Here is a 13225-nt window from a genome sequence, read left to right as displayed (position 1 = left end):
CCGCCCCGGGCGGACTCCCGCCGCGAACCGCGACCCCGCCCACCGCGCCGGCCGTCGGAGCCGGTGGGGCCGCCAACCCGCCAGAATGGCCCCGTGGACACCGAGAACCTCCAGCCCCTACTGGCCCCCGAGGGCCAGGCCCTGCTCGCCGAACTGCGCGAGTTCACGCCCGAGGAGGAGCTGGCGCTGGCCACCAGGCTGCGGCGGGAGCACCCGGCCGAGCTGGTGTCGGCGGCCTTCGGGCAGGCCCGGCTGCGGCAGCGGGCGCGGGCGAAGTTCGGGGCGGACGCCGACCTGATGTACTTCACGCCCAACGGCGTCGAGCAGTCCACCCGGCGCAGCGTGGCCGAGTGGCGGGCGCGCCGCTTCGCCGAGCTGGGCGTCCGCCGGCTGGCCGACCTGTGCTGCGGCATCGGCGGGGACGTGCTGGCGCTGGCCAGGGCCGGGATCGAGGTGCTGGCCGTCGACAAGGACCCGGCGGCCTGTGCCGCCACCGCCGCCAACGCGGCCGCGCTGGGCCTGGCCGACCTGGTCCAGGTGCGCTGCGCGGACGTCGCCGAGGTGGACGTCACCGGCTACGACGCGGTGTTCACCGACCCGGCGCGGCGGACGGCGCGCGGCCGGGTGTTCGACCCGGAGGCGTACGCCCCGCCGCTCTCCTGGGCGATCGAGGCCGGCCGCCGGACCCCGATCGGCGCGCTGAAGGTGGCCCCGGGCATCCCGCACGAGGCCGTCCCGGCCGACGCCGAGGCGGAGTGGGTCTCCGACCACGGCGACGTGAAGGAGGCGGTGCTCTGGTTCGGCACCGGGGCCGCCCGCCCGCACCGCGCCACCCTGCTGCCGCAGGCCGCCAGCCTCACCGGCGGCGACCTGCCCGACCCGCCGGCCGGCCCGGTCGGGCGCTACCTGTACGAGCCGGACGGCGCGGTGATCCGGGCCCACCTGGTGGCCGAGGTGGCCGAGCAGGTGGGCGGTCGGCTGATCGACCCGAAGATCGCCTACCTGACCTCGGACCAGCTGGTGGCCACCCCGTACGCGCACGCCTTCGAGCTCACCGACGTGCTGCCGTTCCACATCAAGCGGCTGAAGGCGCTGCTGCGCGAGCGCGGGGTCGGCACGGTGGTGATCAAGAAGCGCGGGATGGCGATCACCCCGGAGGAGCTGCGCCGCCAGCTCAAGCCCTCCGGGCCGAACGCCGTCACGGTGATCCTCAGCCGCACCGACAACGGGCCGCTGATGATGCTCGGCCGACCCGCCTGAGGCGGCTGCGCGGCGGGCGCCCGGACTACGAGGCGGGCGCCTGGATGTAGTCCTCCAGCCGGGCCACCGAGAAGCCCTGCTCCTGGATCCGGGCCAGCAGGTCGCCGAACATCTGGGTCATCGTGGCGCCCTTGAGCTCCTTCGGGCCGCGGAAGTGCGCCAGGATGATGTCGCCGGACTTCAGCTTCTTGTCCGCCGCCTGGTACTGCATGTCGTGGATCTGCATCGACTCGCGCCAGAGCACCATCGCGCGCGGGCCGCACTGCTGGACCGAGTTGTTCAGCGTGGGGGTGTTGGCACCGTCCCCGAACGGCGGGCGGAACAGCAGCGGGGCGGTGCCGTACTGCTGGGTGAGCGCGGACTGCGCGTCGCAGATCTCGGACTTCTGCTTCTCCGCCGGGATCTTGCTCATCACCGGGTGGTCCACGGTGTGGTTCTGGATGTGGTTGCCGAGCGCCTGGAGCGGCTTGAAGTAGCCGTAGTCGTTCTTGACGATGTCCCGGGTCAGGAACATCGAGATCGGCACCTTGAGCTCGGTCAGCATCTCGACGAACTTCGGGTCCTTCTCGGCGCCGTCGTCGATGGTGATGAAGACGACCTTGTCGCTCGTCTTCACCTCGCTGAACACCGGTACGGGGCCGGTCCGTTCGAGCTTGATGGGCTTGTCCGCGGGCGGTGCGGGGGCCGGCGCCAGCGGCTTGAGGTTCCACTTCGCCCAGGCCGCCGGGTCCCCGCCGGCCGGGGCCGGGGTGGTGGGCGTGCCGGCCGGGCTGGTCGGCACGGCGCCTCCGCCGGTGGGCTGGGGCGTGGCCGCCGAGCTGCCGCCGGCCGCCGCCGGGGCGGCGGCGCCCCCGTTGTCGCCGCATCCGGTGGCCAGGGCCAGCAGGGCCAGCGCCCCCACCGCGTACGTCCTGGTCCTGCTCCGACCGTCCCTGTTCACCGCAGCGCGCTCCCGGTTCCCGTCCAGCTTCTTCTCAGCTATGCACGGTAGCGGTCGGGGCGGCGGTTCCCGGACGGGGCCTATTCGACGTGCTCGCTGGTGAAGGACCAGCGGTGCACCGGGCGGCCGAGCAGGTCGGCCGGCGGGTCGGCGACCGGCACCGGCTCGCCGGTCCACCAGGTGATCAGCAGCACGCGTTCGCCGGGCGCGCCGAGCAGCTCGGTGCGGACCAGCCCGGCCGAGCCGCGCACCGACGGCAGCACCACCTCCCGTACCCAGGAGGCGAGTTCGGCCCCACGGCCGGCGGCGGCGCGGGCCTCCCACATCGCGGCGACGGTCACTTGGCGCCACCGGTGAGGGCCTGGTACGCCTGGCCGTGGACGTCGCCGTGCCGGACGTCCGCGGCTGGCACGTGCGCCTCGGTCACCGGCAGCGAGGAGTCGGCGGACAGGTCGAGCGCGGACGGCGTGCGGTCGCGCCACACCATCTCGGAGCCCAGCGCGGCCACCATCGCGCCGTTGTCGGTGCACAGGCCCGGCCGGGGCACCCGCAGCCGGATGCCGGCCCGGTCGCAGCGCTGCTGGGCCATCTCGCGCAGCCGCGAGTTGGCGGCCACCCCGCCGCCGATCATCAGGTGGTCGACGCCGTTGTCCCGGCACGCCTTGACGGCCTTGCGGGTGAGTACGTCGGTGACGGCCTCCTGGAAGGACGCCGCCACGTCGGCGATCGGCACCTCCTCGCCGGCCCGGCGCTTGGCCTCCACCCAGCGGGCGACGGCGGTCTTCAGGCCGGAGAAGGAGAAGTCGTACGCGGGGTCGTTGCGGCCGCTCAGGCCGCGCGGGAAGGCGATCGCCTTGGGGTCGCCCTCGCGGGCGGTGCGGTCGACCACCGGGCCGCCCGGGAAGCCCAGGCCGAGCACCCGGGCGACCTTGTCGAAGGCCTCGCCGGCCGCGTCGTCGATGGTCGCGCCGAGCGGGCGGACGTCGCTGGTGATGTCCTCGCTGAGCAGCAGCGAGGAGTGCCCGCCGGAGACCAGCAGCGCCATCGTCGGCGACGGCAGCCGGCCGTGCTCCAGCTGGTCGACGCAGATGTGCGAGGCGAGGTGGTTGACCCCGTACAGCGGCTTGTCCAGCGCCCAGGCGTACGCCTTGGCAGCGCTGACACCGACCAGCAGCGCCCCGGCCAGGCCGGGGCCTGCGGTGACCGCGATGCCGTCCAGGTCGCTCGCCTTGACGCCGGCGGTGTCCAGGGCGCGCTGGATGGTCGGGACCATCGCCTCCAGGTGGGCGCGGCTGGCGATCTCCGGGACGACGCCGCCGAAGCGGGCGTGGTCGTTGACGCTGGAGGCGACCGCGTCGGCCAGCAGCGTGGTGCCGCGCACGATGCCGACGCCGGTCTCGTCGCAGGAGGTCTCGATGCCGAGGACGAGCGGTTCGTCAGCCATGGCGGGTGTCCTTAAGGTCCTTCGGGTCAGTGCTGGGGTGGTCGAGGCGCATCACCAGCGCGTCGACGTTGGCGGGCTGGTAGTAGCCGCGCCGGATGCCCACCGGTTGGAAGCCGAAGCGCTCGTACAGCTGCTGGGCGCGCGGGTTGTCCACCCGCACCTCCAGCAGCAGTTCGGCGCAGCCGCGGCGGGCGGCCTCCCGGATCAGGTCGGTGAGCAGCGCCGCGCCGAGGCCGGCGCCCTGGTGGCGCTGGTCGACGGCGATGGTCTGGACGTCGCCCTCGCCGGCGATCGCCATCAGCCCGGCGTAGCCGACGACGGCGCCGTCCGCGTTGGTGGCGACGGTGTAGTGGCGGGTGCCGCCGGGGTGGGTCTCGGCCAGCTCGGACCAGTACATCCCGGTGGACCAGGCGTCCTCGGGGAAGAGTCGCAGCTCCAGCTCCATCACCGGCGCGATGTCCCACCAGCGCATCGGGCGCAGGGTGGTGCCGTGTTTCACGCCGGGAGCACCGCCTTGCCCCCTAGAACGTTCTTGAAGGCGGCCGGCACCTGGGCGTCCGGGCGGCGCAGGTACAGCGGGACGTTCGGCAGCAGCTCGCGGCCGGCCGCCAGCTCGGCGGCGGCGAAGCCCGCCAGGGCGCCGGCCGACACGTGCTCGGGGCCGTGCGCGCCGGGGAAGGTCTCGGGGTAGAGCAGCGCGCCGGCGCCGACCGACCGCGGGCGCGGGGCCAGCTCGGCGGGGCGGTCCACGCCGGGGCCCTCGGTGCGGTGGCCGTCGGCGTCGTAGGAGGCCCAGTAGACCTCCTTGCGGCGCGCGTCGGTGGCCACCGTGAACGGCTGCCCGGCCAGGCCCTCGGCGCGGGCCTGGTGGGCGATCGCGTCCAGGGTGCAGACGCCGTGCACCGGCAGCCCGAGGGCGTGGCCGAGCGCGGCGGCGGTCACCAGGCCGACCCGCAGGCCGGTGTACGGGCCCGGGCCGACTCCCACCGCGATGCCGGTGAGCCGGTGCTTGTCGACGCCGGCCGCCCGCAGGACCTGGTCGATCGCGGGCAGGAGCAGTTCGCCGTGGCGCCGGGCGTCGACCTGGTGGGTCTCGGCGAGGACGGCCGTGCCGTCGTGGACGGCGGCGGTGACGGCGGGGGTAGCGGTGTCGAACGCGAGCAGCAGCACGGGTCAAGGTTAGACCGACGTTGGTCCGACCGGCTGATCGACCGGGCGTGCCGCCCGGGAACACACATCCGGGGCGCCGCGCCCCGGCTGGACGGACCTGGCACGATGGGGCGGTACGTAAAGGGACGGCGGCGGGAGCGGCACGTGGCGAAGATGGGTCCTGGTGTGGTGGTCACGGGGCTGACCCTGGGGGCCCTGGCGGTGGTGAGCCTGCTGGCCTTCCAGGCCAACGGTGCTCAGGACCGGGCGGCCGGCGCCAAGCCGACCGCCAGCACCACGACGTCCGGCGGGCCGGCCGCCTCCCCGACGCCGAGCGCCTCGGCCACCCCGACGGCCCCACCGCTGCCGACCATCTCGGGCAGCGGCACCAGGGTGGTCTACTCGATCAGCAGCCACTACGTCTGGCTGGTCGACCCGAAGAAGAACCCGCAGGTCACACCCGGCTTCCCGGTCACCCCGGGCTCGGTCGAGCCGGCTCCGGGCAGCTACTCGGTCTACAGCCGCACCCCGACGACCACCGGGACGGACGGCAAGCAGATCGAGCACGTGGTGCGCTTCGCGCAGCAGAACGGCGTGGTGTTCGGCTTCAGCGCCGCCGTGGACGGCGCGACCCCGACCGCCGAGCCGAACGCCAAGACCGGCGGCATCCGCAGCGGCCGCCCGGACGGCCAGCTGCTCTGGGACTTCGCGCCGAACGGCACCAAGGTGGTCGTGGTCGCCTGAGCTCGGCCCAGGTGAGTCAGGCCGCGCGGGGCGTGCCCGTCTCCGGCTCCTCGGCCCGCCGGGGCTCCGGCTCGGGCGGGGTGGACACCGCCTCGGCGGCCGCACAGGCGGCCAACAGCGCCCGCATCGGCGCCCCCTGGACGCGGCGGGCGGACTCTCCGGCCCCGGCGCCGTGCCCGGCGCGCTTCGGGGCGGGGGTGGTGCTCGACATGGCGCCTCCCTAGTTAGGCAGACCTAACCGCAGCACCCATCCCACCACGCCCGGCACCCCGCCCGCAACACTTCCCGACAGCCCGTCGGCAAAACGGCGCACACCCGGGTGCGGGCCTCAGCCGAGCGCCTCCAGCGCGACGCCCGCCCAGCGCGGACCGAGGCCGGTCAGCACCACCCGGCGCGGGTCCAGGTCGTCCTCGTCGACGGTGTCGCCGAGGGCCCGCTCGATCCGCACCTCCAGCCGGTCCTCGGACAGCCGCTCGACCTTGCCCTCGCCCCACTCGACCACGACCACCGACTCCGGCAGCGAGACGTCCAGGTCGAGGTCCTCCATCTCGTCCAGGTCCCCGCCGAGCCGGTACGCGTCCACGTGCACCAGCGCCGGGCCGCCGACCAGCGACGGGTGCACCCGGGCGATCACGAAGGTCGGCGAGGTCACCGCCCCGCGGACCCCCAGCCCCTCCCCCAGGCCCCTGGTCAGCGTGGTCTTCCCCGCTCCCAGTTCACCGGAGAGCAGCACCAGGTCCCCGGGCCGCAGCAGCGCGGCCAGCTCCCGGCCGAGCCGGCCCATCCGCTCCGGGGTGGGGACGGTGAGAGTGGCGTGCGAGCCCATGCGCGTGTCTTGCCCTTCGGTCCGTACCGGCGTGCCGACCGCCGGCCGCCACCGCTACCGTGCCACATCGCCGGCCCGGCGCGCGCCGGGAAGGGGTCAGGAGCCGTCCAGGGCCGCCGGGGGCGGCGCGGCGGCGGCGAAGTCGGCGGCCCGGCGCAGCAGCGCCACCAGCTCGTGGTCGACCAGCTCCGGGCGCTCCAGCATCACCAGGTGCCCGGCGCCCTCCACCAGGACCAGCTCCGCGCCGGGCAGCCGCGCGACCATCGCCTCGCTGTGCGCCGACGGCGTCAGCAGGTCCTTCGTACCGGCCAGCACCAGCGTCGGCAGGCCGCTCAGGGCGGCGAGCGCCGCGTACTTCTCGTGCGTGCCGAACACCGGGTAGAACTCGGCGACCACGTCGATCGGGGTGGCGTCCAGCAGTTGCTCGGCGAACCGCACCACGCCCGGGTCGACGTCCCGCCCCCCGAAGGAGAACCTCCGGTAGAAGACGGCGGCGACGTCCGCGCCCAGCCGCCGGCTCGCCTCCACCAGCTCGACCTGTCGGCCCAGCAGCCGCATCATCCCGGGCGCGACCTTCTTGAACAGCTTCGCGCCGGCCGACGGCAGCCCGAGGCTGACCTCGTTCCAGTCCCCCGCCAGCGTGCCGATCAGCGCCACCCCGGCGACCCTCTCCCGGAACAGCTCCGGGTGCTGGTCGGCCAGCGCCATCACCGTCATGCCGCCCATCGAGTGGCCCACCAGCACCAGCGGCCCGGTCGGCGCGACGGCGTCGATCACCGCCTTGAGGTCGCCGCCCAGCTGGTCGATGCTGGCCGGCTCGCCGGCCAGGTAGGAGCGGGAGCGCTCGGAGCGGCCGTGGCTGCGCTGGTCCCAGAAGACCAGCCGCAGTCCCTCGCGCAGCGCGGCCCGCTGGAAGTGCCAGCTGTCCTGGTTGAGGCAGTAGCCGTGGCAGAACACCACGGTCAGCGGCTCGGGGCCGGAGGTGTCGCCGTCCGGCTCGGGGCCGGTGCCGTCCAGCTCGACGTACAGCTCGGTGCCGTCCGGCGCGGCCACCGTCCGCGGGCGCCCGCGCAGCGAGCCGTACGGGGCTTCGGCGTCCAGCTCGGCCCGGGCCCGGCGGCGGGTCGCCCGGCCGACGGTCAGCCGCTCGATCGCCACCCCGGCGGCCGCCCCGGCCGCCAGCACGCCGACCGAGATCCCGATCACACCGGCCCGGCTCACCCCGGAGGCCGCGCCGGCCGCCTTGGCCACCGCCGCGACCGGGCCGCTCTCGGCCGGTCCCTCCGTCATGCGCCCGGGCCCTCGGTGCGGCAGCCGCCCAGGTAGCGGCGCGGGACCCGGGCGCCGATCCGGGTCACGATCTCGTACGAGATGGTGCCGCAGGCCCGGCCCCAGTCCTCGGCGGTCGGTTCGCCCTGCTCGCCGTTGCCGAACAGCAGCACCTCGTCGCCGATCGCGGGGGTGTCCCCGCCGAGGTCCACGACGAACTGGTCCATCGCGACCCGGCCGGCGATCGTGCGCCACTTGCCGCCGATCTGCACCGGGCCGGTGCCGCTGGCGTGCCGCGGGATGCCGTCGCCGTAGCCGACCGGGACCAGGCCCAGCGTGGTCGGGCCCGGCGTCACGTAGTGGTGGCCGTAGCTGACCCCGTGCCCGCCCGGAACGTGCTTGACCAGCGCCAGCCGCGCGGTCAGCGCCATCACCGGACGCAGCCCGAAGTCGGCCGGCGACCCGACCTCCGGCACCGGCGACAGCCCGTACGCGGCCAGGCCGGTGCGGACCAGGTCGAAGTGCGACTGCGGGAGCAGCAGGGTGGCCGGCGAGTTCGCCAGGTGCCGCACCTCCGGGCGCAGCCCGGCGGCCTCGGCCCGGGCCAGCGCCGCGTGGAAGGAGTCCAGCTGGGCCTGGATCGACGGGTGGCCCGGCTCGTCGGCGGCGGCGAAGTGCGACCAGACGCCGACCACGGTCAGCAGCCCCTCCGCCTCGGCGCGGCGGGCGGCGGCCACCAGGTGCGGCCAGTCGTGCGGCTGGCAGCCGTTGCGGCCCAGACCGGTGTCCGCCTTCAGGTGCACCCGGGCCGGGATGCCGGTCTCCCGGACGGCCGACAGCAGCTCGTCCAGCGCCCACTGGCCGCTCACCGAGATGTCGATGTCCGCGCGCAGCGCCTCCCGCCACGGCCCGCCCGGCGTCCACAGCCAGCACAGGACGCGGGCCTGCTCCGGGCGGATGCCCGCGGCCCGCAGTGCCAGCGCCTCCTCGGGCGTCGCGCAGCCGAGCCAGCCGACCCCGTTCGCGACCGCCTCGCGGGCGCACTCGACGGCGCCGTGGCCGTAGGCGTCCGCTTTGACCGCGAGCATCACCGCCGAGCTGCCGACGCGCTCGCGCAGCGCGGCGAGGTTGCCGCGCAGGGCGGCCAGATCGATGGTCGCCTCGGCCCGTACGCCGTCGGTCAGGGTCGCCGTGCCGGTCGTGTTCGCAGTTGTCATCAGGGTCAGTCTCCCAGACATCCCGGAGTCCTCGCCGAACGGCCCGTCCGTGCGGCGGCCGGTGCCAGGACCCCCGGCACCGCGCCGACCTGCGGCGCACCGCTCGTCACCCTGTTCCGGACGCCCACGGAGGACCGATCGGTTCCGCACCGCCCGCACCGCCCGCCCCGGGCCTACGCCTCCCGCACCGCCCGCCCGCCCTCGACCGACGCCCCCGGCTACGCCTCCCGCACCGCCCGCCACACCGCGGGCAGCGCCTGCGCCACCGCGGGCGCCGTCACCGGCGCGCCCGGGTCGCCCGCCGCGTGGCGGCCCGCCAGGCCGTGCAGGTAGGCGCCCACCGACGCGGCGTCCAGCGGCGACAGGCCGGCCGCCAGCAGGGAGCCCGCCAGGCCGGCCAGGACGTCGCCGCTGCCTGCGGTGGCCAGCCAGGACGTGCCGGTCGGGTTGACCCGGACGGCGCCGCCCGGGTCGGCGATCACCGTGGTGGAGCCCTTGAGCAGGACCGTCGCCCGGTAGGCGGCCGCCAGTCGGCGGGCGGTGGCCAGCCGGGCGGCGGCCAGCGAGTCGGCGGGCGGCGGCGCGGTGCCGTCTGCGCCCGCGAGCAGCCGGGCGGCCTCGCCGGTGTGCGGGGTGAGCAGGGTGGGGGCCGTCCGGCCGGCCAGCGCGTCCGGGCCGAGCCGGGCCAGCTCGGTCAGCCCGTCCGCGTCCACCAGGACCGGGACGTCGCTCGACAGTGCCTCGGCCAGCGCCTGCCGCGCCCCCTCGCCGCCGCCCGGCCCGACCACCCAGGCCTGCACCCGCCCGGCCCCGGCCGGCCCGCCCTCGGTGACCAGCACCTCCGGGAAGCGCCGCACCACCTCCTCGGCCGCCGTGCCGACGTACCGGACGGCGCCCGCGCCGCCGTGCAGCGCCCCGGCGACCGCCAGCAGCGCCGCGCCCGGGTACGTCGCCGAACCGGCCGCCACCCCGACCACGCCCCGCCGGTACTTGTCGCTCTCGGCGCCCGGCAGCGGCAGCAGCGCCGCCACGTCCGCGTGCTGCAGGGCCGTCACCTCCGGCGCGGGCGGCTCCAGTCCGATCCCGACCAGCTGGACGGCGCCCGCGTAGGAGGCGCCCGGGTCGACCAGCAGGCCCGGCTTGTACGTTCCGAAGCAGACCGTGACGTCCGCGCGCAGCGCCTCGCCCGGCACCTCGCCGGTGTCGGCGTCGACCCCGCTGGGCAGGTCCACGGCCACCACGACCCCGCGCCGCCCGGCCCGCGCGTACGGCCGGGCCCCGGCCCGCAGCCCGCCCCGGCCGCCGATGCCGACGATGCCGTCCAGCACCAGGTCGGCGCGCGAGAAGTCGGCCAGGCCGACTTCCTGATCCAGCACCACCCGCCCGCCGGAAGCCCGCAGCGCGGCCAGCCCGCCCGCGTGCGCACGCTCCGGCGCGAGCAGCACCGCCGTCACCCGCGCGCCCCGCCGGGCCAGCGCCGCCCCGGCGTACAGGGCGTCACCCCCGTTGTCCCCGCTGCCGGCCAGCACCACCACCCGACTGCCGTACACCCGCCCCCGACGCCCCGCCAGCAGCCGGGCACAGGTCGCCGCCAGCCCGGCGGCCGCCCGCTGCATCAGCGTCCCCTCCGGCAGCCGCGCCATCAGCGCGGCCTCGGCGGCCCGGACGACTTCCACCCGATGGGCATGACGCATGAGAGGGCTCCTTCAGCGGTCGACGTACCGCCGACGCTAGCCCGCGCCACCGCCCCACGGCAGGCCGAGCTGCGGGACACTTTCGAGTGACAACCACTTCGATCCCCCACCGGTGTCGGTCCGCGCGCCTACCTTGTGGCTCGGCACGGACCCACAGGAGGGAGAAGGGCCATGGTCGCCATGCCAGCTGTCGAGGGCCCGCGAGGCCGGGACGACCTCGTCCAGGCGTTCCTGGAGTTGGACACCCCGCCCGGCTACAAGGCAGAGCTCGTCGAAGGGGAAATCGTCGTGACGCCACCACCGGACGGGGCCCACGAAACCGCGTTCTCGCTACTCAACCGGCAGTTCATGCGCAAGGTCGAGATCGAGCTGGACATCTCCGGCAACAAGGGACTGATCACACCCAAGGGTCGGTTCATCCCCGACGGAACCCTGAGCCCGGTCGGCCATTTCGAGCACGCCGACTCCTGGGCCTCCGCCACGGGAGTCCTGCTGGTCTTCGAGATCACCTCGACCAACCCGCACAAGGACCGCGAACCCAAGCGCCGCGGCTACGCCGCCGCCGGCATCCCGTGCTACCTGCTGATCGACCGCAGCGAGGGCATGGTCACGCTGTTCACCAAACCCGAGGGCGAGGACTACATCACCCGCACGCAGGTCGAGTTCGGCAAGCCGATCGACCTGCCCGCCCCCTTCTCCTTCACGCTCGACACGGCGCCCCTGCGGTAGGGCACAGCCACCGCAGGGACGCCGCGAGCGCTACTACTCGACGGTGACCGACTTGGCCAGGTTGCGAGGCTGGTCGACCTCGTGGCCCTTGGCCGTCGCCAGCTCGCACGCGAAGACCTGGAGCGGCACGGTGGAGACCAGCGGCTGGAGCAGGGTCGGGGTGACCGGGATGCGGATCAGGTGGTCCGCGTACGGGACGACCGCCTCGTCGCCCTCCTCCGCGATCACGATGGTGCGGGCGCCACGGGCCCGGATCTCCTGGATGTTGGAGACGATCTTGTCGTGCAGGATCGACCGCCCGCGCGGCGAGGGGACGACCACGACGACCGGCAGGCCCTCCTCGATCAGCGCGATCGGGCCGTGCTTGAGCTCGCCCGCCGCGAAGCCCTCGGCGTGCATGTACGCCAGCTCCTTGAGCTTGAGCGCGCCCTCCAGGGCCACCGGGAAGCCGACGTGACGGCCGAGGAACAGCACCGAGCGCGCGTCGGCGAGCGAGCGGGCCAGCTCGCGTACCGGCTCCATGGTCTCCAGGACCTGCTCGACCTGCTTGGGCGCGTCGCCGAGCTCCTTGATGACGGCGAAGATCTCGTCGCCCCACTTGGTGCCGCGCACCTGGCCCAGGTAGAGGGCGACCAGGTAGCAGGCGACCAGCTGGGTCAGGAACGCCTTGGTGGAGGCGACGGCGACCTCGGGGCCGGCGTGGGTGTACAGCACCGCGTCCGACTCGCGCGGGATGGTGGAGCCGTTGGTGTTGCAGATCGCCAGCACCTTGGCGCCCTGCTCCCGGGCGTGCCGCAGGGCCATCAGGGTGTCCATGGTCTCGCCGGACTGGGAGATGGCGATGACCAGCGTGCCCGGGCCCATGATCGGGTCGCGGTAGCGGAACTCGGAGGCGACCTCGACCTCGCAGGGGATGCGGGTCCAGTGCTCGATCGCGTACTTGGCGATCATGCCGGCGTGGAAGGCGGTGCCGCAGGCGACGATGACGACCTTGTCGACCGAGCGCAGGTCCGCGTCGGAGATGCGCAGCTCGTCGAGGATGAGCCGGCCGTCGGTGCCGATCCGGCCGAGGAGGGTGTCGGCGACGGCCTTCGGCTGCTCGGCGATCTCCTTGAGCATGAAGTAGTCGTAGCCGCCCTTCTCGGCGGCCGAGGCGTCCCAGTCGACGTGGTACTCGCGCACGTCGGCCGGGGTGCCGTCGAAGTTGGTCACCGTGACGCCGTCCCGGCGCAGCTCGACGACCTGGTCCTGACCCAGCTCGACGGCCTCGCGGGTGTGCGCGATGAACGCGGCGACGTCGGAGGCGAGGAAGTTCTCGCCCTCGCCGCGCCCGACCACCAGCGGCGAGTTGCGGCGGGCGCCGACCACCACGTCCGGCGCGTCGGCGTGCACGGCGACGAGGGTGAAGGCGCCGTCGAGGCGGCGGCAGACCACTCGCATGGCCTCCGCGAGGTCGCCGTCGTAGGCCTCGCCGAGCAGGTGCGCGACGACCTCGGTGTCGGTCTCGGAGCGGAGGGTGTGGCCGCGCTCGGCGATCTCGGCCCGCAGCTGGGCGAAGTTCTCGATGATGCCGTTGTGCACCACGGCCACCCGGAGGTGGTCGTCCAGGTGAGGGTGGGCGTTGGCGTCCGTCGGGCCGCCGTGGGTGGCCCAGCGGGTGTGGCCGATGCCGGTGGTGCCGCCGGGCAGAGGGGTCTCGGCGAGCGACTTCTCCAGGTTGGCGAGCTTGCCGGCCCGCTTGTCGGTGACCAGACTCCACTGCCCGTCGGAGTCCTGCGCCTGCACCGCGACACCGGCCGAGTCGTAGCCCCGGTACTCCAGTCGCTGCAGGCCTGCGATTACTACGTCGAGGGCGGACTGCGCGCCCACGTATCCAACAATTCCGCACATGCGTGCCAGCATAAGGGCGGTTCTGGGGCCCTTTTCCCGATTCCCGCGAACAGTGCGTGACCG

Annotated in this window: 14 protein-coding genes; 3 read left to right on the top strand and 11 right to left on the bottom strand. The window is 74.8% G+C overall.

All coding sequences use genetic code 11. The features are described 5' to 3' along the window. Positions 1–93: 93 nt before the first annotated feature. Positions 94–1260 (top strand): THUMP-like domain-containing protein, encoded by a 1167-nt coding sequence (locus AC07BF_RS15295; protein WP_363580146.1) that lies wholly within the window; start codon positions 94–96, stop codon positions 1258–1260. Positions 1261–1285: 25 nt separating this feature from the next. Here the strand turns inward: AC07BF_RS15295 and AC07BF_RS15290 are convergent, their stop codons facing one another. The 5 genes from AC07BF_RS15290 to tsaB form a co-directional block, all read right to left on the bottom strand. Next, positions 1286–2200: a polysaccharide deacetylase family protein gene (locus AC07BF_RS15290; protein ID WP_363580144.1), complete on the bottom strand. Its 915-nt coding sequence runs from the start codon at positions 2198–2200 to the stop codon at positions 1286–1288. Positions 2201–2280: 80 nt separating this feature from the next. Further along, positions 2281–2541 carry a hypothetical protein gene (locus tag AC07BF_RS15285; protein WP_363580142.1) on the bottom strand — a complete coding sequence of 87 codons (261 nt, stop codon included), beginning with the start codon at positions 2539–2541 and terminating at the stop codon, positions 2281–2283. Continuing rightward, positions 2538–3644 (bottom strand): tRNA (adenosine(37)-N6)-threonylcarbamoyltransferase complex transferase subunit TsaD, encoded by a 1107-nt coding sequence (gene tsaD / locus AC07BF_RS15280; RefSeq protein ID WP_363580140.1) that lies wholly within the window; start codon positions 3642–3644, stop codon positions 2538–2540. Before tsaD ends, AC07BF_RS15285 begins: the two co-directional genes overlap by 4 nt. After that, positions 3637–4116, bottom strand: coding sequence for a ribosomal protein S18-alanine N-acetyltransferase (gene rimI, locus AC07BF_RS15275; RefSeq protein ID WP_363580297.1), 480 nt, complete (start codon positions 4114–4116; stop codon positions 3637–3639). The genes tsaD and rimI overlap by 8 nt, the downstream gene beginning before the upstream one ends. A gap of 23 nt (positions 4117–4139) precedes the next feature. Further along, entirely contained in the window at positions 4140–4814 is a 675-nt protein-coding gene (tsaB, locus tag AC07BF_RS15270) for a tRNA (adenosine(37)-N6)-threonylcarbamoyltransferase complex dimerization subunit type 1 TsaB (RefSeq protein ID WP_350877147.1), read from the bottom strand. Positions 4815–4967: 153 nt separating this feature from the next. Here tsaB and AC07BF_RS15265 point away from each other — a divergent pair, with 153 nt between their 5' ends. Further along, positions 4968–5537, top strand: a complete 570-nt coding sequence (locus AC07BF_RS15265; protein WP_363580295.1) for a hypothetical protein — start codon at positions 4968–4970, stop codon at positions 5535–5537. Between the two features lie 16 nt (positions 5538–5553). Here the strand turns inward: AC07BF_RS15265 and AC07BF_RS15260 are convergent, their stop codons facing one another. The 5 genes from AC07BF_RS15260 to AC07BF_RS15240 all read right to left on the bottom strand — a co-directional run bounded on the left by AC07BF_RS15260 (position 5554) and on the right by AC07BF_RS15240 (position 10543). After that, positions 5554–5748, bottom strand: coding sequence for a hypothetical protein (locus AC07BF_RS15260; RefSeq protein ID WP_063348989.1), 195 nt, complete (start codon positions 5746–5748; stop codon positions 5554–5556). Between the two features lie 117 nt (positions 5749–5865). Further along, complete coding sequence (gene tsaE / locus AC07BF_RS15255) at positions 5866–6363, bottom strand: tRNA (adenosine(37)-N6)-threonylcarbamoyltransferase complex ATPase subunit type 1 TsaE (protein ID WP_363580138.1); 498 nt, start codon at positions 6361–6363, stop codon at positions 5866–5868. Between the two features lie 96 nt (positions 6364–6459). Then, positions 6460–7653, bottom strand: coding sequence for an alpha/beta fold hydrolase (locus AC07BF_RS15250; RefSeq protein ID WP_363580136.1), 1194 nt, complete (start codon positions 7651–7653; stop codon positions 6460–6462). Then, positions 7650–8849: an alanine racemase gene (gene alr, locus AC07BF_RS15245; protein WP_400809103.1), complete on the bottom strand. Its 1200-nt coding sequence runs from the start codon at positions 8847–8849 to the stop codon at positions 7650–7652. The genes AC07BF_RS15250 and alr overlap by 4 nt, the downstream gene beginning before the upstream one ends. Positions 8850–9067: 218 nt before the next feature. Continuing rightward, the gene (locus AC07BF_RS15240) at positions 9068–10543 is read right to left on the bottom strand and encodes an NAD(P)H-hydrate dehydratase (protein WP_400809100.1); all 1476 of its coding nucleotides are present in this window, start codon (positions 10541–10543) and stop codon (positions 9068–9070) included. A gap of 171 nt (positions 10544–10714) precedes the next feature. Between AC07BF_RS15240 and AC07BF_RS15235 the strand changes: the two genes are divergently transcribed. Continuing rightward, positions 10715–11272, top strand: coding sequence for a Uma2 family endonuclease (locus AC07BF_RS15235; RefSeq protein ID WP_363629383.1), 558 nt, complete (start codon positions 10715–10717; stop codon positions 11270–11272). A 33-nt stretch (positions 11273–11305) separates the two neighbouring features. Here AC07BF_RS15235 and glmS read toward each other — a convergent pair whose 3' ends face one another. After that, on the bottom strand, positions 11306–13162 hold the full coding sequence (gene glmS, locus AC07BF_RS15230; RefSeq protein WP_363580128.1) for a glutamine--fructose-6-phosphate transaminase (isomerizing): 1857 nt from the start codon (positions 13160–13162) through the stop codon (positions 11306–11308). Positions 13163–13225 lie beyond the last annotated feature (63 nt).

This window comes from Kitasatospora sp. NPDC043950 (assembly GCF_056435345.1).
This window is presented reverse-complemented; position numbering and strand designations above follow the sequence as displayed.

What these genes read in the sequence shown, in the direction of transcription:
- tsaD (WP_363580140.1), bottom strand. Translation starts at nt 3,644, where the DNA reads ATGGCTGACGAACCGCTCGTCCTCGGCATCGAGACCTCCTGCGACGAG.
- rimI (WP_363580297.1), bottom strand. Translation starts at nt 4,116, where the DNA reads ATGCGCTGGTGGGACATCGCGCCGGTGATGGAGCTGGAGCTGCGACTC.
- AC07BF_RS15265 (WP_363580295.1), top strand. Translation starts at nt 4,968, where the DNA reads ATGGGTCCTGGTGTGGTGGTCACGGGGCTGACCCTGGGGGCCCTGGCG.
- AC07BF_RS15260 (WP_063348989.1), bottom strand. Translation starts at nt 5,748, where the DNA reads ATGTCGAGCACCACCCCCGCCCCGAAGCGCGCCGGGCACGGCGCCGGG.
- tsaE (WP_363580138.1), bottom strand. Translation starts at nt 6,363, where the DNA reads ATGGGCTCGCACGCCACTCTCACCGTCCCCACCCCGGAGCGGATGGGC.
- AC07BF_RS15250 (WP_363580136.1), bottom strand. Translation starts at nt 7,653, where the DNA reads ATGACGGAGGGACCGGCCGAGAGCGGCCCGGTCGCGGCGGTGGCCAAG.
- alr (WP_400809103.1), bottom strand. Translation starts at nt 8,849, where the DNA reads ATGACAACTGCGAACACGACCGGCACGGCGACCCTGACCGACGGCGTA.
- AC07BF_RS15240 (WP_400809100.1), bottom strand. Translation starts at nt 10,543, where the DNA reads ATGCGTCATGCCCATCGGGTGGAAGTCGTCCGGGCCGCCGAGGCCGCG.
- AC07BF_RS15235 (WP_363629383.1), top strand. Translation starts at nt 10,715, where the DNA reads ATGGTCGCCATGCCAGCTGTCGAGGGCCCGCGAGGCCGGGACGACCTC.
- glmS (WP_363580128.1), bottom strand. Translation starts at nt 13,162, where the DNA reads ATGTGCGGAATTGTTGGATACGTGGGCGCGCAGTCCGCCCTCGACGTA.